Source organism: Janthinobacterium sp. SUN206 (genome assembly GCF_030587305.1).
Classification (GTDB): domain Bacteria; phylum Pseudomonadota; class Gammaproteobacteria; order Burkholderiales; family Burkholderiaceae_D; genus Janthinobacterium; species Janthinobacterium kumbetense.
Window position 1 is genome coordinate 183728 of sequence record NZ_JAPWIB010000001.1, and the last position, 22434, is coordinate 206161.

4 protein-coding genes are annotated in these 22434 nt (G+C 60.2%); 3 read left to right on the plus strand and 1 reads right to left on the minus strand.

Annotated elements, in window-relative coordinates:
- The first annotated feature begins 55 nt into the window (after positions 1-55).
- On the plus strand, positions 56-20296 hold the full coding sequence (locus O3300_RS00835) for a hemagglutinin repeat-containing protein (protein WP_305051666.1): 20241 nt from the start codon (positions 56-58) through the stop codon (positions 20294-20296).
- 2 nt (positions 20297-20298) lie between these two features.
- Positions 20299-20703 carry a hypothetical protein gene (locus tag O3300_RS00840; RefSeq protein ID WP_251349107.1) on the plus strand — a complete coding sequence of 135 codons (405 nt, stop codon included), beginning with the start codon at positions 20299-20301 and terminating at the stop codon, positions 20701-20703.
- Between the two features lie 565 nt (positions 20704-21268).
- Here the strand turns inward: O3300_RS00840 and O3300_RS00845 are convergent.
- Positions 21269-21802 (minus strand): ankyrin repeat domain-containing protein, encoded by a 534-nt coding sequence (locus tag O3300_RS00845; RefSeq protein ID WP_305051667.1) that lies wholly within the window; start codon positions 21800-21802, stop codon positions 21269-21271.
- A 234-nt stretch (positions 21803-22036) separates the two neighbouring features.
- Between O3300_RS00845 and O3300_RS00850 the strand changes: the two genes are divergently transcribed.
- On the plus strand, positions 22037-22405 hold the full coding sequence (locus tag O3300_RS00850; RefSeq protein ID WP_215409092.1) for a cupin domain-containing protein: 369 nt from the start codon (positions 22037-22039) through the stop codon (positions 22403-22405).
- Positions 22406-22434 lie beyond the last annotated feature (29 nt).

Genomic DNA, 22434 nt, shown 5'->3' on the forward strand with positions numbered 1-22434 from the left:
CAGCCATCCGCCAGACGTTTTCCTTTCCCTGTATTTGGCCGCTATTAGGACTTTCATGAACAAGAACCTGTACCGCATCATCTTCAACAAACGCCGTGGCCAATTGATGGTCGTCGCCGAAAATGCTTCGTCGCAAGGCAAGGCTGCCAAGGGAGAGGGAGGCCTGGACAGTGGTGTCTTTGGCGGTGATGGCGGTGGCGGGGTCAATGCCAAATTGCGGCCCCTGGCCTTGGCGATATTTGGCGCGCTGGGCATGGTGGCCTTTGTCGCCGGTCCGGCCATGGGACAGATCGTGGTTGATCCGAACGCGCCGGGCCGCCAGCGTCCGACCGTGGTGCAAAGCGCGAACGGCGTGACACAGGTCAACATCCAGACGCCGAGCGCGGCGGGCGTGTCGCGCAATACCTACAGCCAGTTCGACGTGACGGCGAATGGCGCCATCCTCAACAATAGCCGCGGCAACGTGCAGACGCAGACGGGCGGCTGGGTACAAGGCAATCCATGGCTGGCGGGCGGCAGCGCGCGCGTGATATTGAACGAAGTCAATTCGGCCAACCCGAGCCAGCTGCGCGGTTATGTCGAGGTGGCCGGGCAGCGGGCCGAGGTCGTCATCGCCAACCCGGCCGGCGTGGCCATCGACGGCGGCGGTTTCATCAATGCCAGCCGGGTCACGCTGACGACGGGCACGCCTATCCTCAACGGCGGCAGCCTGGACGGTTACATGGTGCAGCGCGGCGTGGTCAGCATCAACGGGCGTGGACTGGACACGTCGCTGAGCGACTACACGGCCATCCTGGCGCGCGCCGCACAGATCAATGGCGGCATCTGGGCGCAGGAATTGAAAGTGGTGACGGGGGCGAACCAGATCGATGCGGCGCATGGCGTGGCGGGCGGTACTGCTGGCGTGGGGCCGGCACCGGCCTACGCGCTGGACGTGGCACAGCTGGGCGGTATGTACGCGGGCAAGATCACCCTGATCGGCACGGAAGCGGGCCTGGGTGTGCGCAATGCGGGCGTCTTGGCGGCCACGGCGGGTAATCTGGTGCTGCAATCGAATGGCTGGCTGAGCAATAGCGGCAATATCCAGTCCGCTGGCGCGGGCAGCCAGACCAGCATTGCCGTGACGGGCGACGTGGCCAATAGCGGCACCGTGTATGCGGGCGGCGACAGCCAGGTGCAGGCGCAGGGCAACATTGCCAACAGCGGCGTGATCGCGGCCCAGGGCAATGCCAAGGTGCACGCCACGGGGGCGGCGGCGCGCATCGATGCCACTGCTGGCTCGGTGCTGGCGGCTGGCTTGAATCTGGACAATACTTTGGCTGCCAGCGGCAAGCTGAGTGTTTCTGCTGGCGACACCATTGCCATGCATGGCACGGCCGTGGCTGGCGGCGACAGCACTCTGGCGGCGCGCCAGCTGGACCTTGCTGGGGCGCAAGTTTCGGGCGGGAATGTCAGTCTGGGCGCCAGCGCGGGCGACCTCGATGCCAGCCGCGCGCAGGTCACTGCCCGTGACCGCCTGCAACTGGACGCGGCGCACACCGTGCGCAGCGATGCGGCGCAGTTGACTGGCCAGCAGCTGGGCGTGAATGCGTACGGCTTGTCGAACGTGGGCGGCCAGATCATGCAACTGGGCAACGGTGATCTTGCCATCCGCTTGCCGGGTGCGCTAGACAATACGCGCGGCGTCATCGCCACGAATAGCCAGGCCCTGCGTCTGCAGGCTGCCAGCCTGAGCAATCAGGATGGGCAAATCCAGCATGCGGGTACGGGGGCGCTGGAGATCGGCGCAGCGCAAGTCAACTTGCAACGCGGCAGCATCCTCAGCAATGGCGCCATGGCGCTGACGGGCGAGCACATCGACCACCGCGATGCGCGCACGGTGGCGGGGCAGCTCAGCGTCGACGCCGCTACCCTGGATAACCGGGGCGGCAGCCTGGCGCAGAGCGGCCAGGGCGCGACCGGCGTGCAGGTGCGCGGCGGGTTGGACAACCGCGGTGGCGCGCTGGAAAGCAATGGCGCTTTGAGCGTGCAGGCGGGGAATGTACAAAATCAGAAGGGCCGTATCGTCTCGGGCACGGATGTGGCGCTGTCGACAGGCGCGCTGGACAATACCGAGGCGACCCTGGCGGCGGGTCGCACATTGCGCCTCGACAGCGGCGACGTCGACAATACGCGCGGCCAGATCCAGGCAGTGGCGGGCGATGCGGCCTTGACGGTGGCAAAGCTGAACAATACGGCCGGCAGCGTGTTTGCCGGTGGCAATCTTGCCACCCGGGCCAGTGAAGTGCTCAATAGCGGCAACCTGTATGCGGCCGGCAGCCAGGCGCTGCAGGTGAGCGGTGCCGTCAGCAACAGCGGCGTCATTGCCGCGCAAGGCGACAACCGCATCGACGCCAGCCGCATCGACAGCGCGACCGGCAGCTTGCTGGGCGCCGGCATCCGCGCCGACGGCAGCCTGGCCGGCAGTGGCCAGTTGCGACTGACGGCCAGGCAAGCGATCGCGGCCCACGGCCAGAACCTGGCGGCTGGCAAGACCAGCATGCATGCTTCCGCCATCGACCTGAGCGGCAGCCAGACGGGCGGCGCGGCCATCGCCTTGAACGCCAGCGCCGGCAATGTCGTCACCGATAACGCACTGGTGACGACCACGGGCCTGCTGTCCGTGGCGGCGGCCGGCAGCGGCCAGGCCCTGTCGAACGTGCGTGGCACCCTGAGCGCGGGCCAGTTGGATATCACAACGGGACCGCTCGACAACCGCGGCGGCACCTTGATCCAGACGGGCACTGGCGACACGGTATTAACAGGCAGCACCCTGGACAACACGGGCGGACGCATCGCCGTCAACAGCGCCAAGCTGGCACTGACTGCGGAAACTGTGACAAACCGCGACGGCAGCATCGAACACGCAGGCACGGGCAGCCTGAGCATCGACGCGGTGCGTTTCGATGACGAACGCGGCAAGGTGATGGGCAATGGCCTGGTTGATATCCAGGCGGAAACAATTGATCACCGTCATGCCGTTACGTCCGGGCAGCAGGTAACAGTGCAGGCCAACCAGCTGGACAATAGCGACGGTACCTTGCAGCAGACGGGGCCAGGGCAGATGCGCGTGGATGTGGCGCAAACCCTGAACAATACGCGCGGCAACATCGCCGGTAATGGCAGCGTGCAAGTGCAGGCTGCTGAGGTGGACAACAGCAAGGGCCGTATCACGTCCGCTGCCTCGGCAGATATCACCAGCAAGGGCGCGCTGACCAACATGGATGGCGTGATCGCTGCGACCGCCGACTTGCATGTGGTAGGTGTAAATATTGACAACACGCGTGGTGTATTGCAGGCGGACAATTTACATCTTGACGCGGCGACCTTGCTGAACCAGCAAGGCACGGTCAGCGCCGGTTCGGACCTGACGGCGCGCCTCAGCGCAGACTTGAGCAACACCGGCCTGCTGTACGCGGGCCGCAACCAGCAACTGACGGTGGGCGGTGTGCTGAACAACAGCGGTTCCATCGCCTCCGTTGGTAGCACCACTATATCTGCTGGAAAGCTCACCAGCAGCGGCTTGCTGGGCGCCGGCGTGAAAGCGGACGGCAGCTTGGGCGTGGCAGGTGATCTCAGCATCAACGCCGATGGCCTCTTGCAAGCGAGCGGCCAGAACCTTGCGGCGGGCAATGCCGTGCTGACGGGCGACAATGTGGACTTGTCGGGCAGCCAGACGGGGGCAGGCAATATCGCCATCACCGCGCGCAGCGGCGACGTATTGACGAACAAGGCCGTGATTTCCGCCAACAATCTGCTGGCTATTACCGCCAATGCGAACAATGGACAATCGCTGGTGAATAGCCAAGGGCAACTGGTGGGTGGACAGTTGCAGCTGAACGTGGCGAATGTGAACAACGCCAGCGGCGAGATCGTGCAGACAGGGAGTGGGGATACCGTCATCAGGACGGACAAGCTGGACAACACGGCCGGCCGTATCGCCGCCAACAGCGCTAACCTGGCGTTGAACGCGACTGTGTTGACGAACATCAATGGCAAACTGGAACACGCGGGTGCGGGCGTTCTGGCCATTAACGCAGGTCAGTTCAACAACCAGTCCGGCAAGATCACGGGCAATGGCAAGCTTGACATCACTGCCGCCGCCATCGACCACCGCAATGCGACGACGGTGGCCAATCAGCTGACCGTCAACGCCGGCAGCCTGGACAACCGCGCCGGCAGCCTGGCGCAAACGGGTACAGGTTTGATGAGCCTCAATGCCGCCGGCTCGCTGGACAACACGGGCGGCAAGATCGAGGGCAATGGCGATGCGCTGGTGAAGGCAAACACTTTGCTGAACAACACGGGCCGCATCGTGACGGCGCAGGATGCCACGTTGAATGTAGATCGTCTGGACAATACGGAAGGGATCGTGGCCGCCGGGCGCAACCTGGCATTGAGCGGTGCTGACATCGACAATACCAAGGGCCAGTTGCAAGCCGTGGCCGGTAACGCTACCTTGACCGTGGCGAACTTGAACAATGCGGCAGGCAACGTGTTTGCCGGCGGCAATCTGAGCACCACGCTCGATACCTTGAACAACACGGGCAGCCTGTATGCGGCCGGAAATCAATCCCTGACCGCAACAGGCGCCATCGTCAACACGGGCGTCATCGCGGCGCAGGGCGATACCAGCATCAAGGCCAATCGCCTCGACAGCAGTGCAAGCAGCCTGATCGGCGCGGGTATCCAGGCCGATGGCAAGCTGGGCACGTCTGGCGACCTGGCGATCGGCACCGCGCAAGCGCTGAATGCACACGGCCAGATTCTGGCGGCCGGCAATGCCAATCTGGCAGGCGCCACGCTCGACATCAGTGGCAGCCAGGCCAGCGCGGCCAATATCGGCCTGACGGCGACACAAGGCGATGTCCGCACGAACAAGGCCGTGGTGACGACGCCGGGCACGTTGAACGTGACGACCAGCGCCGCGTTGCACAACACGGACGGTACTTTGCAGGCGGGCCAGCTCGACCTGCATGTGGCAAACCTGGATAACGCCAAGGGGACGTTGCTGCAAACGGGCACGGGTAACACCGTCATCCAGACGGGCAATCTGGACAACACGGCTGGCCGCATCGCCGTCAACAGTGACAAGCTGACCCTCGATGCGACTACGCTGACGAACCGCGATGGCAAGATCGAGCATGCGGGAGCCGGCATCCTGTCCGTGCAGGCGGGCGTGCTGGACAACAGCAAGGGCCGTATCACATCCGCCGCGGCGGCCGACATCGTTAGCAAGGGCGCGCTGAACAATACCGATGGCGTGATGGCAGCGACTGCCGACTTGCAGGTGGGCGGTATTGCACTGGATAACACCCGAGGTATATTGCAAGCGGACAATTTACGTCTGGACGCGGCGACCTTGCTGAACCAGCAAGGCACGCTCAGCGCCGGCACGGACTTGACGGCGAAAGTGAGCGGTGACCTGAACAACGCTGGCCTGCTGTACGCGGGCCGCAACCAGCAATGGACGGTGGGCGGTGTGCTGAACAACAGCGGTTCCATCGCCTCCGTTGGTAGCACCACTATATCTGCTGGAAAGCTCACCAGCAGCGGCTTGCTGGGCGCCGGCGTGAAAGCGGACGGCAGCTTGGGCGTGGCAGGTGATCTCAGCATCAACGCCGATGGCCTCTTGCAAGCGAGCGGCCAGAACCTTGCGGCGGGCAATGCCGTGCTGACGGGCGACAATGTGGATCTGTCGGGTAGCCAGACGGGCGCGGCGAACCTCGCCATCACGTCCCTTGCTGGCGATGTCATCACCAGCAAGGCGGTCATTTCTGCGAGCAAGCTGCTGGCGATTACCGCCAATGCGGCCAACGCACAGTCGCTGATCAATACCCAGGGCCAACTAGTGGCAGACCAGCTGCAGCTGAACATCGCGAATCTGGACAATGCCAACGGCGACATCGTGCAGACGGGCACGGGCGACACCGTCATCACCACAGGCAAGTTGGACAACACGGCTGGCCGTATCGCCGTCAACAGCGCGAACCTGGCTTTGAACGCCACGGTATTGACGAACATCAATGGCAAGCTGGAGCACGCAGGCGCCGGCATCCTGGCCATCAACGCGGGCCAGTTCAACAACCAGTTCAGCAAGATTACGGGTAATGGCAAGCTCGACATCACGGCGACTAGCTTGGATCACCGCAATGCCACGACCATCGCGAACCAGCTGACGGTCAATGCGGGCACGCTGGACAACCGCAGCGGCAGCCTGGCGCAAACGGGTACAGGTTTGATGAACGTCAATGCGACTGGTTTGTTGGACAATACGGGCGGCAAGATCGAAGGCAATGGCGATGCGCTGGTAAAGGCCACTACCTTGCTGAACAACAAGGGCCGCATCGTGGCGGCGCAGGATGCCGCGTTGAACGTCGGTAGCCTGGACAATACGGATGGTACGGTGGCTGCCGGCCGCAACCTGGCATTGAGCGGTGCTGACTTCGACAATACCAAGGGCCAGTTGCAGGCCGTGGCCGGTAACGCTACCTTGAACGTTGCAAACTTGAACAATGCGGCAGGCAGCGTGTTTGCTGGCAGTAATCTGAACGCGACACTGGCCAGCTTGAACAACACGGGCAGCTTGTATGCGGCCGGGAATCAATCCCTGACCGCAACAGGCGCCATCATTAATACAGGCGTGATCGCGGCACAAGGCAACAACAGCATCACTGCAAAGACTATCGACAGCGGCGCAAGCAGCCTGATCGGCGCCGGTATGCAGGCCGATGGCAAGCTGGGTACGGCTGGTGACTTGACCATCAACACCGCGCAAACGTTGGCTGCACACGGCCAGAACCTGGCGGCGGGCAAGGCGACCCTGACAGGCGCCAGCATCGACATCGGCGGCAGCCAGACCAGCGCGGCGAACATCGGCCTGACGGCCACTCAGGGCGATGTTGCCACGAACAAGGCGGTGGTGATGACGCCAGGCGCGCTCAACATCACGACGAGCGCCACCTTGCACAACATGGACGGTACCTTGCAGGCGGGCCAGCTCGACTTGCATGTAGGCAATCTGGACAACGCCAAGGGCACTGTCTTGCAAACGGGCACGGGCGATACCGTCATCCATACGGGCAATCTTGACAACACGGCTGGCCGCATCGCCGTCAACAGCACGAACTTGAATATCGATGCCGTCAAGCTCACGAACCAGAATGGCAAGATCGAGCATGCGGGCACGGGGACGCTGAATGTGCAGGCGGGTGTGCTGGACAACAACAAGGGCCGCATCACGTCGTCGGCAGCAGCTTCTGTCATCAGCAAAGGTGTGCTGAACAATACGGATGGCGTGATCGCCGCCACCATCAATCTGCAGGTTGGCGGTACTGCACTGGACAACACGCGCGGCGTATTGCAGGCGGACAATTTACATCTTGACGCGGCGACCTTGCTGAACCAGCAAGGGACAGTGAGCGCTGGCATGGACCTGACGGCGAAAGTGAGCGGTGACCTGAACAATGCTGGCCTGCTGTACGCAGGCCGTAACCAGCAGTGGATGGTGGGCGGCGTACTGAATAACACGGGGTCGATCGCCTCCGTCAACAACACCCATATTACCGCTGGTAAAGTGACCAGCAGCGGCTTGCTGGGCGCCGGTGTGAAAGCGGACGGCAGCCTGGGTACGGCAGGCGACTTGACCATCCATGCCGATGGCGTGTTGCAAGCGAGCGGGCAGAACCTGGCGGCGGGCAGCGCTCAGTTGAAAGGTACATCGGTCGATTTGTCGGATAGCCAGACGGGCGCAGCGAATATCGCCATCACGGCAAATACTGGCGATGTCGTGACGAACAAGGCGGTGATTTCCGCCAGCAACGTGCTGGCCATCACGGCCAACGCGCATAACGCGCAGTCACTGGTAAATACGCAGGGCCAGCTGGTGGCCGGCCAGTTGCAACTGAGCGTGGCCAACCTGAACAACGCCAGCGGGGAGATCGTGCAGACGGGCACGGGCGATACCGTTATCACCACGGCCAAGCTGGACAACATGGCGGGTCGTATCGCCGTCAACAGCGCTAACCTGGCTTTGAACGCCTCCGTCTTGACCAATATCAATGGCAAGCTGGAGCACGCGGGAGTGGGCGTGCTGGCTATCAACGCGGGCCAGTTCAACAACCAGTTCGGCAAGATTACGGGCAACGGCAAAGTGGACCTCACCGCTGCGACCTTGGACCACCGCAATGCCACCACCGTGGCCAATCAGCTGACGGTGAACGCGGGCAGCCTGGACAACCGTGCCGGCAGCCTGGCGCAAACGGGTACAGGTTTGATGAATGTCAATGCGACTGGTTTGCTGGACAACACGGGCGGCAATATCGAAGGCAATGGCGATGCTCTGGTGAAAGCAGGTACGTTGTTGAACAACAAGGGCCGCATCGTGGCGGCACAGGATGCCAAGTTGAACATCGGTAGCCTGGATAACACGGAAGGCACGGTGGCGGCGGGGCGCAATCTGGCATTGACCGGTGGCGATATCGACAATACCAAGGGCCAGTTGCAGGCCGTGGCGGGCGATGCGACCTTGAGCGTTGGCAAGCTGAACAACAACGCGGGCAGCGTGTTTGCCGGCGCCAACCTGAACGCCACCCTGGCGAGCCTGAACAACACCGGCAGCCTGTACGCCGCCGGCAACCAGACCTTGACCGCCAGCGGCGCCATTGTCAACACGGGCGTGATCGCGGCGCAAGGCAACAACAGCATCACTGCAAAGACTATCGACAGCGGCGCAAGCAGCCTGATCGGCGCCGGTATGCAGGCCGATGGCAAGCTGGGCACGGTTGGTGACTTGACCATCAACACCGCGCAAACGCTGGCTGCACACGGCCAGAATCTGGCGGCGGGCAAGGCGAACGTGACAGGCGCCAGCGTGGACTTCTCTGGCAGCCAGACCAGCGCCGCCAACATCGGCCTGACGGCAACCCAGGGTGATGTCAGCACGAACAAGGCGGTGGTGACGACGCCAGGAGCGCTCAGCATCACGACGAGCGCCACCTTGCACAACGCGGAAGGTACCTTGCAGGCGGGCCAGCTCGACTTGCATGTGGGCAACCTGGACAACACCAAGGGCAGCGTCATCCAGACGGGCTCGGGCGATACCGTCATCCAGACGGGCAAACTGGACAACAGCGCCGGTCGCATCGCCGTCAATAGCGCGAATCTGACCCTGGGCACGGCCAGCTTGACGAATGCGGGCGGCAAGATCGAGCATGCGGGCAGCGGCACCTTGGCCATCACGGCGGCCACCTTGCGGGGCGCAGGCGGCAGTATCATCGGCAATGGCGCCGTCGATCTGAAGGCAGGCTTGTTCGACCACGCCAACGCCACCACCACGGGGCGGTCCCTGAACGTGCAGGCAGACAGCCTGAGCAACCGGGGCGGCCATCTGCTGCAGACGGGCGCGGGGGGCATGACAGTGGCCGTGACCGGCCAACTGGACAACGCAAATGGCGAAATCGCTGGCAACGGCACCTTGTCGGTGCAGACCGGCAGCCTTGACAACACCAAAGGCAAGATCACCTCGGCCACATCCGCCGACATCGCCAGCACTGGCGCGCTCGTCAATACCGATGGCGTGATCGCGGCGGCAACCGATCTGCACCTGGGTGGCGCCATCGACAATACGCGCGGCTTGCTGCAGGCGGGCACTGGCGCCTTGCGCCTGGACGCGGCCAGCGTGCGCAATGCGCAAGGCACGCTCAGCGCGGGCAGCGATATCATAGCCAAGGTCAGCGGCGACGTGCTCAACGCTGGTGTGCTGTATGCCGGACGCAACCAGACCTTGGACATTGGCGGCTTGCTCAGCAATACAGGTAGCCTCGCCGCGCTGGGCAATACGACGATCACGGCGGGCAGTCTGAGCGGTAATGGATTGCTGGCGGCAGGCATGCGCGCCGATGGCAGCTTTGCCGCGGCCGGTGACCTGACGGTGACGGCCCGTGGCGCCTTGCAAGCTGGCGGCCAGAACATGGCGGCGGGCCAGCTGCAGATGACGGGCGCATCGGTCGACGCGGGCGGCAGCCAGACCAGCGCGGCGAATATCGGTTTGACGGCCTTGACGGGCAATGTGACGACCAGCAAGGCGGTCGTGTCGACGAATGGTTTGCTCGCCATCACGGCGAATGCCGGCAACGGGCAGGCACTGGTCAACCAGGGCGGCAGCTTGAGCGCTGGGCAATTGGCCCTGCGCGTTGCCAACCTGGACAACGCCAAAGGCACCTTGATACAGACGGGTGCTGGCGACACGCTCATCGAAACAGGCAAGCTGGACAACACGGGCGGGCGCATCGCCGTCAACAGCGCCAATCTGCGCCTGCAGGCTGGCGACTTGACGAATATCGACGGCAAGATCGAACATGCAGGCAAGGGCGTGCTGGAGATCCGTGCAACGAATCTGTATAGCCAGCGGGGCCAGCTGACGGGCAATGGCGCGCTGCAGGTGGCGGCCAATTACCTCGATCACCGCAACGCCAGCCTGCTGGCGCAGCAGGTGAACGTCTCTGCCGGCATCCTCGATAATCGCCAGGGGCAGATCACGCAGCTGGGCACGAGCGCGGCGACAGTGCTGGCCAGTACGCGCCTGGACAATAGCGGCGGCAAGATCGAAGCGAACGGCAATGTGCGCGTGGAAACGGGCGAGTTGCTCAACGATCATGGCCGTATTGCGTCTGCGCAAGATGTCAATGTGGCAGCGACGGGCAAGCTGGACAATACTAGCGGCGTGATCATTGCCGGGCGCGACCTGACGCTGGCTGGCGGCAAGGTAGACAATACCCTGGGCCAGTTGCAGGCGGCAGGCGGCAATGCGCAATTGACGATGGATGAGCTGCTCAATGCGCAAGGCAGCCTCGTTGCCAGCGGCAATCTGACGACGACGGCGGGCAGCGTGCGCAACAGCGGCAGCCTGTTTGCCGGCACAGAACAAACGCTCACCGTGACGGGCGCGCTGGAAAATGCCGGCGTGATCCTGGCCCAGGGCAACAACACGATCAGTGCCAACAGCGTCAACAGCGGCGCGGCCAGCCTGATCGGCGCGGGTGTGAAAGCCGATGGCAGCCTGCAGACGAGCGGCAACTTGCAGGTCACGGCGCAACAGGCATTGGGAGCGCATGGGCAAGTGTTGGCGGCAGGCAATGCCGTCCTGAGCGGCGGCAGTGTCGACCTCGGCGGCAGCCGCAGCAGCGCTGGCAATATCGGCCTGACGGCGACAAGCGGCGATGTCAGCACCAGCGGCGCCGTGGTCACCACGCCCGGCGCCCTGACGATCACGGCCGGCGGGAATGGTCAGACGTGGACCAACCAGCGCGGCGACATCAGCGCCGGCCAGCTGGCCGTCACAGCCGGCAAGCTGAACAACCAGCAAGGCAGCATCGTACAGACGGGTGCGGGCAATACGGCCATCGACTTGACATCGCCAGCAGGCGTGCTGGACAACACGGGCGGGCGCATCGCAGTCAACAGCGCCAACCTGGGCCTGAAGGCGGGTACGCTGACGAATACGGATGGCAAGATCGAACACGCGGGCAGCGGTACCTTGAGCCTGCAAGCCGCGCAGTTGAACGACCTGCGCGGACAGATCACGGGCAATGGCGCCTTGGTCGTCACGGCCGGCGCCATTGACCACCGCAACGCCAGTACCATCGCGCAGCAAGTGAGCGTGACGGGCGCGTCCCTGGACAATGCGGGCGGCAACCTGACGCAGCTGGGCAAGGGCGACACCAGCATTCAATTGACGACCAGCCTGGACAACCGCGGCGGCACGATTGCCAGCAACGGCAACACCAGTATCGTCGCACCGACCCTGAACAACCAGGGCGGCAAGCTGCAGGCGGCCAGCACGGCCAACCTGACGGTGACTGCAAGCAATGTGCTCGACAACCGCCATGGCGGCGCCATCGCCGGCGGCGGCAATGTCGTGCTGGGTGCCGGAAATCTGCTGAACCAGGGCGGCAGCGCCACGGCGGGCGGGCAGCTGACTGCAAATGTGGTGCAGGCATTGAACAATGCGGGCGGCTTGCTGGCCGCCACGGGCAATATGACCGTGAACGCGGCCAGCGTCGACAACAGCGCCGGGGGTAAGCTGGCCTCGGTACAAGGCCTGTTGGCGGTCACGTCCACGGGCGCCACCGTCAACAATGGCGGCACTTTGCAAGCGGGCGGCGATATCATCCTGCGCAATGGCGGTCTGTGGAACGGGCAGGGCACCATTGCGGGCGCGAACGTCACGCTCGACACGCATGGCCAGGTTTTCAACAATACGCAGGGCACCCTGGCGGGTGCCGGAACCGTCAACTTGCAGACGGGCATCCTGGACAACGATGGCGGCTTGCTGCAATCGGGCGGCGCCATGACCATCGACACGCATGGCAACGCTTTACTCAACACCAATGCGGGCGCGTACGCGGTGCGCCATCCGGGCAGCGCTGGCGGCATCAGCAGCGGCGCCGGCCTCAGTCTGCAAACGGGCAGCTGGAACAATGCGGGCGGCTATCTGGGCGCGGCCGGCAACATCACGGGCAGCGTGGGCCAGCTGGATAACCGTGGCGGCCAGGTGGTCGGCAAGTCGGCGCTGGACCTGGCCTTGAGCGGCTTGCAAAACCAGGGCGGGCAAATCCAGGTCCTGGGCAATATCGGCCTGAACGCTGGTGGCGGCAGCATTAATAACCAGCAAGGTTTGATCCGCTCCGGCGCGGCTGTCAACGTGACGGGCGGCACCATTGACAATGCCAGCACCCTGGGCGCGAACCAGGGCATCGAAGGCATTCATGTGACCCTGAACAGTGCCAATGTCAGCAATGTGCAGGGCGCGGTGCGCGCCGATGGCAACCTGGCGATCAACAGTGCAGGCATTATCAACAACACCCTGGGCATGCTCAGCGCCGGCAGCACGCTGGCGCTGCAGGACACGGGCCCCGGCCGGGGACTGGCCGTCACCAACTCGGGCGGCACCATCATCGGCGGCCAGCGCACCGATATCCGCGCGGGCAGCCTGAGCGGCGATGGCAAGGTGCTGTCGCAGAAGGATATGGCGCTGGACCTGGCCGGCAACTTTACGCTGAACGCAGGCGCCGAGATCATGGCCAACGGCAATGCGGATATCACCATCGGCGGGCAGTTGGCCAATGCCGGGAAAATCCAGGCGCTCAGCATGCTGACCCTGGGCGCGGCCAATTTCGACAATGCCAGCACGGGCGACATCAATGCGGGCACGACGGGCGTCAATGTCGGCGGCGTGCTGAACAACCGGGGGGTGATCGACGGCATCAGCACGCAACTGAACGTGGGCACGCTGAACAACATGGGCACGGGCCGCATCTACGGCGACCATCTGAGCATCGGTGGCGCTACCGTCAACAATGAAGTGGAGGGCGGCGTGGCGGCCACCATCGCGGCGCGCGAGCGGCTCGACATTGGTGTGACGACACTCAGTAACCGCGAACATGGCCTGATCTTCAGCGGCGGCGACATGGCCATCGGAGGCTACCTGGACGGCAACCGCATCGCCACGGGCTGGGCGGGAACGGTGACGAATGCCAGCGCGACGATCGAGGCGCTGGGGAGCTTGAACCTGGGCGCGAATCAGGTCAATGTCCTCAATAACCATCTGGTTTTTGAGGAAGGGCGGATGACGACGGAGACGATATCTGAGTATCAAGGAAAAGGAAGTGATATCTGGTATACAGAGGGCACGTTAGGTTTGGATATTTTTGCTCTTCCAGACGACCCCAAGGATACTAGCTTATTTATGAATGCACCTGATGGCAGGGGCTATTCCGTTTTCACAAAGCGTGAACTGACTCGCACAAGCTATGAGAGTGTTGTCGTTAGTTCTGATCCAGGGAGAATTATTGCAAGCAATAATTTGAAAATTAGCTCAAGTGCCATTGTGAATGACAATAGTCATATCATTGCAGGTGGTACTTTGGATATGGATAGGGCGATTCTCAATAATAAGACGACGAAGGGGCAGAAAACTGTACATGAGAAAGGAAAAATGACAGTTTTCAAACCGGTTATTGGATTTGAGCATAGAACAGTGACGGCGAAAATTGATACACCCATAGACCGGACTGTAACTGAGCCCTCCAGTTCTGCCAGCACATCACGCAATGAAGGAAATGCCAATACCGGCGGCCAGGGCACAAAACCAGGCAGTGCCGTCAAAAACGGCGTTGGTGGTGCGGCGGAACGCATAGGCGGTGCGGAAACGCATGTGCGCACTTCGGCTTTTTCTACGGAGGCAACAGAAATCCGGAAAGCCGATGTCAGCGGTCAAGAAACTAATCGTGTCGATGGCGGCAGTGTTGTCCAAAAGACTGACCGTGCTGGCAATCCCGTCACCGATGCGGCTGTTGGCGTCACGCCAGGCAGCAAGCTTGATGGCGCGACAGGCATCGCTGCAGATACAGGGACATCACTGAACCACGTGTCGACAGGCGCGGCAGGTAGCGTTGCCGCACAGGGCGCAGCCACGGTGTCGGGCGCTCACGGTGCGACGGGCAGCACGCGTACGGGCGATGCGGCCCGTACTGTTGCCGTTGACACAGTGTCCGGCGCGCACGTTGATGCGGCCAGCGGCGCTGGCCAGCATGGCGCAGGCGTTGATGCGGCCTTGCTGTCTCGCTCGTCTGTGGGGGCGGTCACGGCCGTGTCGGGCGGCAAGGGGCCGGGCGGCGCGGCCCATGGTGGCGTCCTTGGCCAAGCTGGAGAGCTTGGGGCGGTGAATGCTGCCCAGTTGAGTGGCATTGCCGGCAGCCACGCCAGCTCGCATACAGGCCTTGGTCCCGTCGCCGGGGCTGGCATTGCGGCAGATCAAGTGCAGGGCAAGGGCGGGCCGGGCGGTATTGCCGATGCCGCCAAGCTTGGCCGGGCCGGCGAAATTGCAACGCTGGCGCCGACTGCGCTGGCCGGTGTCAACGGCGCGCAAGCAAGCACCGGAACCGGATTGAACCCGCTGAAAGACGTGGCTATCGCAGCCTCGACAGGCAGCGCGGCACACGCAGGCGCCGTCGGTAGAGTGGGGCAGGTACGCATGAATGGCATTACCCAAGTGAAACTGGGCAACCCATCCACGCGTGCGCAAGTGGTGCGGACCACGGGGTCATCGCTGCAGATTCCGAACGCCAGTTTGTATAAAGTGAGCTCTGCGCCATCGTCCCGCTATCTGGTGGAAACCGATCCGCGCTTTGCCAGCTACCGCGAATGGACGGGTTCCGACTATCTGCTCAAGCAGGTAAAAAACGATCCCTCCGTGACGCAAAAGCGCCTGGGCGACGGTTTTTATGAGCAGCGCCTGGTGCGCGAGCAAGTCGCAGAGCTGACAGGGCAGCGTTTCGTCGGCGATTACACCAGTGACGAACAGCAGTACAAGGCACTGATGGATCAAGGTGTCGCGTTTGCCAAGCAATGGGACCTTCGTCCCGGTATTGCGCTGACAGCGGAGCAAATGGCGGGACTGACCAGCGATATCGTCTGGCTGGTGGAGCAGGACGTCGTGCTGGCCGATGGCAGCACTCAAAAGGTATTGGCGCCGCAAGTGTATGTGCGCGTGCGTGAGGGCGATATCGATGGGCAAGGCGGATTGTTGGCCGGCAAGGAAGTCAATCTGAATCTCGAAGGCGATTTGACCAATAGCGGTACGATCGCCGGACGCACGATCGTCAAGCTGAATGCGGAAAATATCGACAACCTGGGCGGGCGCATTACTGGCGACGCCATTTCGGCCCATGCCAGGAATGACCTGAACAACATCAGCGGCACCATTTCCGCCAATAGCGAGCTGCAAGTCAGTGCGGGAAGGGATATCAACGTGAAGACGTCCACGCTGACGTCCAGTGGCGGCGATGGCAAAAACAGCTTCAGTCGTACCACCCTGGATAATCTGGCGGGCCTGTATGTCACAGGCAATGGCACGGCCGGCAGCGGCAATCTGCTGGTTTCTGCAGGGCGCGACGTGACTATCGCGGGCGCTTCCGTCGTGAATACGGATGCCGGTGGCGGTATTGGCATCGCAGCCGGCCGTGATATTGCCGTCACGACGGTGAGCAGCGGTAGTGAGTTCACATTGGCAGGTCCTGGGAAGCGGCATATGACCGATACGTCCAGCAAAGAAACCGCCAGCACGATTGCATCTGCCGGCGATATTCGCCTGAGTGCCGGTGACAATATCCAGCTGAAAGCGGCAAATGTCCAGGCAGCGGAAACGCTGCAGCTGTCTGCGGAACGCAATATCGACATTTCTACGGCACGGGATACAGAAACGCGTCAAAGCTGGTATGGCAACAGCTCGACCAAAGGCACTAGCCAAGGCAGCGAGCTGGGCGGCAAGCAGATCGTCATGCTGGCCGGCAATGACATTAATAATACTGGCGGCCAGGTGATCGCGACAGACAAGCTCATTGCAAGCGCGGGACGAGACATCAACATCGTCACGACCACTGTCAGCAATGCCAGCAAGAAAGGGATGGGCAATAGCGAAACCAGTACTGTCGTCGACAAGGTGGCAGGCCTGTATGTGACTGGCACGGGTGAAGGCAATACGCTGATCGCCCAGGCTGGGCGTGATTTGACGCTGACCGGTGGCGTCATCGCCAATGCCGGCGTGAATGGCCAGACCAGCTTGGTCGCAGGTAATAACCTGACTCTCAATACCGTCACCGTCGCCTCGACGCACGACCAAGTGCGCAACGCGGACAATTACCGCAAAGAAAGCAAGACAGGCGAAGTGGGCAGCCAGATCATGGGCGCCGGCAACGTCAATTTGCAGGCGGGCCATGATCTGACGGCGCGCGCGGCGGACGTGCAGGCGGGCGGTACCTTGGGCCTGGTGGCGGGCAATGACATCAGCCTGGTGAATGGTTTCCAGAACGAAGTGACTGATGTTGCCAGCAAATCGACGAAGAAGGGTTTCTGGAACAAGACCACGACGACCAAGCACGATGTGGTCGATACCACCACGGCCATCGGCACCTCGCTTGGCGGTAGCAGCGTGACGGTGCAGGCCGGGCATGATTTGCAAGTTACTGGTTCGAGCATCTTGAGCGACGACGCGACGCGATTACTCGCAGGCAACAACATCACGATCGACGCGGCCACCAATACGGTATACGAACTGCATCACACGAGTACCAAGAAAAGCGGCTTCATGAGCAGTGGCGGCATCGGCTTCAGCTATGGCACCAAGACCACGACGGTGGATCAGGAGCGGGACGCCACCTTGCAAAGCGGCGAGGCGCGCAGTTCGATCGGCGCCACAGGCGGTGCATTGACGATGGTTGCCGGCAATAACGTGACGATAGGCGGCAGCGATATTCTTGCCGCTACCGATCTCGATATCATCGGCAAGAGCGTCACCATCAAGCCGGGCAAGGACAATGAGAAGGGGAAATTTGAAGTCAAGACGACGCAGGATGGCTTGACCCTGGCTTTGGGCGGCAGCGTGATCAGCGCCATCCAGACCTTGCAAACCATGAGTTCGGCGGCCAGCACGGCCAAGGATGGCCGCGTTACGGCCATGGCGGCGGCCACGGCGGCCATGGCCGCCAAGGACGCTGCCAAGGACATGATGAAGGAAGGCGGTCCAAGCATCAGCATCAGCCTGACGGCGGGCCATTCGGAAAGCATCCAGACGCAAAATACGGCTAGCACCACGCATAGCGGCAGCGTGTTGACAGGCAACAGTATCAACATCACGGCCCTGGGCGGCGGCAAGGATAGCAACATCAATATCCTGGGCAGCGACTTGAACGCGAAGAACGATATCCGCCTGCATGCCGACAATAACGTCAATCTGCTGGCCGCGCAGGACACGGAAAGCCAGCACAGCAAGAGCTCGAGCCTGAGCGCCTCCGTGGGCGTGAAGGCGATCGTCAGTACACAGGGCACCTCGTTCGGCTTCACGGCCAGCGTCAGCGGTAGCAAAGGCCATGAGGATGGTGACGGCACGACGCAGCTCAATACCCATGTGAATGCAGGCGACAAGCTAGTTATCACAAGTGGTGGCGACACCAACATCAAGGGCGCCGTGGCCAGCGCCAACCAGGTGATTGCCGACATCAAGGGCAATCTGAACCTGGAAAGCTTGCAAGACCTGGCCAAGTTCGACAGCAAGAGCCAGAGCATTTCCGCCAGCGGTACGGTGGGCATTGGCGCCAGCTTCAGCGGCAGCTATAGCCAGAGCAACATGCACAACGACTATGCCAGCGTGCAGGAGCAAAGCGGCATCAGGGCAGGCAACGGCGGCTTCCAGATCAAGGTGGGCGGCAATACGGACTTGAAGGGAGCCGTCATCAGTGCCACGGAGGCGGGCAAGCTGAACAGCAGTTTGATCACCGCGACCCTGACGCATAGCGACATTGCCAACCATGCGATATCGAAGGGTAGCAGTGTGGGTGTTTCGGGCGGTTTTTCGGTAGCGGGCAAGGAGACCGAAGAGAATAAGAATTTGACCAATGTTGGCGGTAAAGGCGGCACCACCGCAGGCCTGCCTGCCATTGTCGCGCTCAGCGAGAACGCTAGTAGTACTACGCGTAGCGGCATCAGTGGCGGCACTCTGGTCATCACCGATGATGCGGCTCAGCGTGCAGCGACGGGCAAGGGAGCGGATGAAGCTATCTCCGATCTGAACCGCGATGTAACGACTGGAGTGGATTCCAGCGGTAAGATTGGCAATAATTTTGACAAGGCAGCGCTGCAGGCGACGATGGAGGTGACGGCGGCGTTTGCGGCAGCTGCTGCAGAGAAGCTGGGGACCTATGCTTCCGATAAGCTGAAAGAAGCGACTGCATTGGCAGATGAAGCATATAAGCTTCGAGAAACCGATCCTGAAAGAAGCGCAGAGTTAACGCGTCAAAGTGTTGAGTTAACAGAGAATTGGAAAGAGGATGGACTCGCGCGTGTTGCCTTGCACACGGCAATTGGCGGGCTTGCCGGTGGCGCCAATGGTGCTTTGGGCGCAGGCGCGGCGGCGTTGTCGACTGATAGCATCGCTAAGGAGCTGAAGCAACTTGATATGCCTGAAACGCTGCGTGATGCGTTGACGCTGGCGGCGGGTGCTGCGGTGGGCGCCGCTGCTGGTGGGGCGACGGGAGCGGCGACCGCGGCAAATGAGGTGGCGAATAATTATCTGAAACACAAAGAAATTCTCGAACTTAGCGCCATATCAAAAGCATGTTCCAAGGATCCGAAAGGGAGTGGCTGTGATAAAGAAAGAGAAAAGCAGTTGCAAGCAAGCAGTGCTGAGCGGGATGCGAAGCTGGAGAGTTGTAAGTCAGATACAAGTGCCCAATGTCAGGCACTCAGAACGGAGCTTCGTTTGGCTGTTGATGAAATCGACAGGCTAGGTGGTGGGTATCGTGATAGCGTATATTTGCAGGAGAAAAAAAATGCGAAGGCAGAATTATTTGGAAAGAATATTTCCGATACATATAGAATAAAAGCCACAAGTTATCGTGAAATGAGTGAGGTAAAATTACCTTTTTTAATTGCATTGATTAATGATCCTCGCCCTGAATATGCCGCTGTCGCTACACAACTTGAACGTTATGCAAAAGCAGCAGAGGGGGATAAGAGAGCAATTGCGGAAACAATAATTATTGATGTCATTGCACCAATCGCAGGTGGAAAAGCTATTGCGAGTAATAATCGTGGCCCGAAGCCGGGGCAGGGCAGGGAGGTATTTCAGGCCGAAGCTGTATTAGAGACGAAACCTGCAACCGTTGGAGTCCGACCTCATGTTCCAGTGGGAGATGAGCCTTATGCTGGTGCTAAAGGAATTTCAGATGGAGGAATGGCCCATCCAGTATCGGTGGTGCAGAGTCGGCCAAGTATAGATATTTCAAGCGGGCAAAACATAACAGATCGTGGGACGTTGTTGAATTTATATCCAGATCATGCAGTAGTAGCTCAATTTCCTGTGAGGAATTTATTGCAAGACGAAAGTGGACGTTATTGGTTGAAAAGTCCTGAAGGTAAAAAAATAACACCATCTGGATCGTATGATTTTGTTACTTTGCCGAATGGTGAAATTAAAGTGACAAGGCCAAATAGCAATCCCGATTTCTCCACGCACCTTGGTTTAAGTGGTGGAGGTGAGGTTAATTTTGCTGGATCCATTCGGTTCTTTAATAATATGGGGCCTAATCGAGGTGCAATTAGCAACTGGACAGACAGATCTGGTCATTATAAACCTCCAGCTACGTTGATTGATAATGCTGGATTGCCAAAAAATGTATTTAACTCCAAAGGGGGAAGGTAAAAATGGGTAATGATGTGAAAAATGAAATTGCCAATCTTAGAAAAATTCCAACTGACGAGGCGGTAGATTGGTTGTTGTTGAATTATTCTGTGGAGAATCCTGATTATTGGAAGGCCTTGCAAATAATTCCGCATTTGTCATGGCGCAGGGGGGATCAGATTCGTTTGGCAAAACATTATCTAAAAAAAATTCCTTTTGCTAATGGGAAAGTTTATGATATTTTCTTGTCTATTATGTCATTTAAGGTCTTTATAAAGGTCATGGAGGAGAAGCTTCCTATTAAAGGAGAAAATATTGAATTGTTGTTGTATTACCTAATTCCTGCTTTGGAACGTTATGCAAAAACGGATGATGAATATGAGTTGCTACATTCTTTTGTTTTGAAAATTAGGGAAGGCGATATTTAGAAACGTAATCGGTACAAGGGGTGGGATCAGATACCAATCCACCCAAGTTAAGTATAGATGTCCTCAAACTGTCTTGTAAGTCATGTATTTATGGGGTTTTTAAGCACACAGGGCCAGGGTCAGGTCCGCCATTTGTACATGATCTCCGCTTTAGTCATCTCTATTTGCGGCAAGTTGCGCTTTATTAATTGCCGATACGGCCCGACTGACTGTCTTGCTTGAGACGTGAAAAGCGGCGGTAGTGTGGGACAGGGTAAAAGCGGCAGACAGATAAGCTCGTCCCATTGCCTCGTCTCTGTCGCTATAGCGGGCTTGATATGGCGTTAATGACAGGGTGACAGCGCGGCGCTGAAGATCGGCGTATCCTTAAATTTATCGTGCGCTTTGATTGCTGCTGTGCTGAGATGAACGCGTTGTCGCGACAAACCGGCAATAGCGGATTTTGCTGGTGAGGGTATTTTTGAGGGTATCGGTAACTGAATGGTTTGGAAGACACTGAAAAATCAAGCGCTTAGCCATCTCATTGACTATCAAATGGGAATAGTCACTCATTCGGCAGCGTCGGCTATGCCGTCTGTCCCAAGCTGGCCAGGCGGCCCAGGGTTTCCTGCGCATTCATGCTCTTGGCCAGCGAGGCGGCGGTCATGCCCCGGCTGTCCACGGCATCGATGCGGGCGCCGTGTTGCAGCAGCAGGTCGAGAATGGCTAGGCGGTTGAACATGGCGGCCATCATCAAGGGGGTCTTGCCATCCGGACTGCTGCCTTCCACCTTGGCGCCGTGCCGGAGCAGCAGTTCGGCGATGTCCAGGTAACCCTTGTAGGCGACGCCGGCCAGCGGCGTCTGGCCCTGGTCGTTGGGGACGTTGGCGTCGGCGCCCGCTGCGAGCAGCAGGCGCGACGTTTCCAGGTGGCCATGGTAGCTGGCCAGCATGATCAGGCTGTCGCCTTTTTCATTGCGAAAGTTCACTGGCACGCCCTGAGCCACCATGGCGCCCAGTTGCTGCGTATCACCTTCGCGCACCAGGGCGAACAGGCCCTGGATGAATTCCAGCGTTTCCGCATCCATCGTTGCCGGGATTTTTCGTGCATCGGTGTTCATCGTTTTCTTTCCGCGAAGGTGGGCTATGCCTGCAGTGTAAATGGATGTTGAAGCATTGGCCCGGAAGTTTCAATTGTACGATCCGTCTCCGCATTTGAGGTAAGTGCGGCAGGTGCTCTGCTTGTAAATTTCCATTATTAAACTATATTGGAAAATGATGTGATTTTTATATTGTGTCAGTTATTCCAATTCGGAAATTTAATACTTCCAGAAATTCCAAAGGAGGGGCGGGTCATGAGTGCGATGTTAGAAAAGAAATCCTTGGATAAGCCGGACGAAGTCCGCCCATTCAAGGACGGAGCCGGCCGGATGGCTGTCTTTACGCTTGGCGAACAGACCATGGGGCGCGGCGAATTTGAGCCTGGCTGGCGTTGGAGTCTGCACGTAAAACCGATTGCAGGAACCGATTCGTGCCAGGCAGCTCATACCGGCATGGTCCTTGAGGGACGGATGGTGGTAAGGATGAATGATGGCGCCGAAATGGAATATGGCCCGGGTGACGTCTTCTATATGCCACCAGGGCACGACGCCTGGGTAGTTGGAAACCAGCGTTGTGTACTGTTCGATGTAACCGGCGTCGCAAAGTATGCCAAACCGCAATAAGCGGGGCCAATGCATGTGCGAGACAGTCG

Bases quoted from the DNA above. Each gene is read 5' to 3' on its own strand.
- O3300_RS00835 (WP_305051666.1), top strand. From the start codon at position 56: ATGAACAAGAACCTGTACCGCATCATCTTCAACAAACGCCGTGGCCAA.
- O3300_RS00840 (WP_251349107.1), top strand. From the start codon at position 20,299: ATGGGTAATGATGTGAAAAATGAAATTGCCAATCTTAGAAAAATTCCA.
- O3300_RS00845 (WP_305051667.1), bottom strand. From the start codon at position 21,802: ATGAACACCGATGCACGAAAAATCCCGGCAACGATGGATGCGGAAACG.
- O3300_RS00850 (WP_215409092.1), top strand. From the start codon at position 22,037: ATGAGTGCGATGTTAGAAAAGAAATCCTTGGATAAGCCGGACGAAGTC.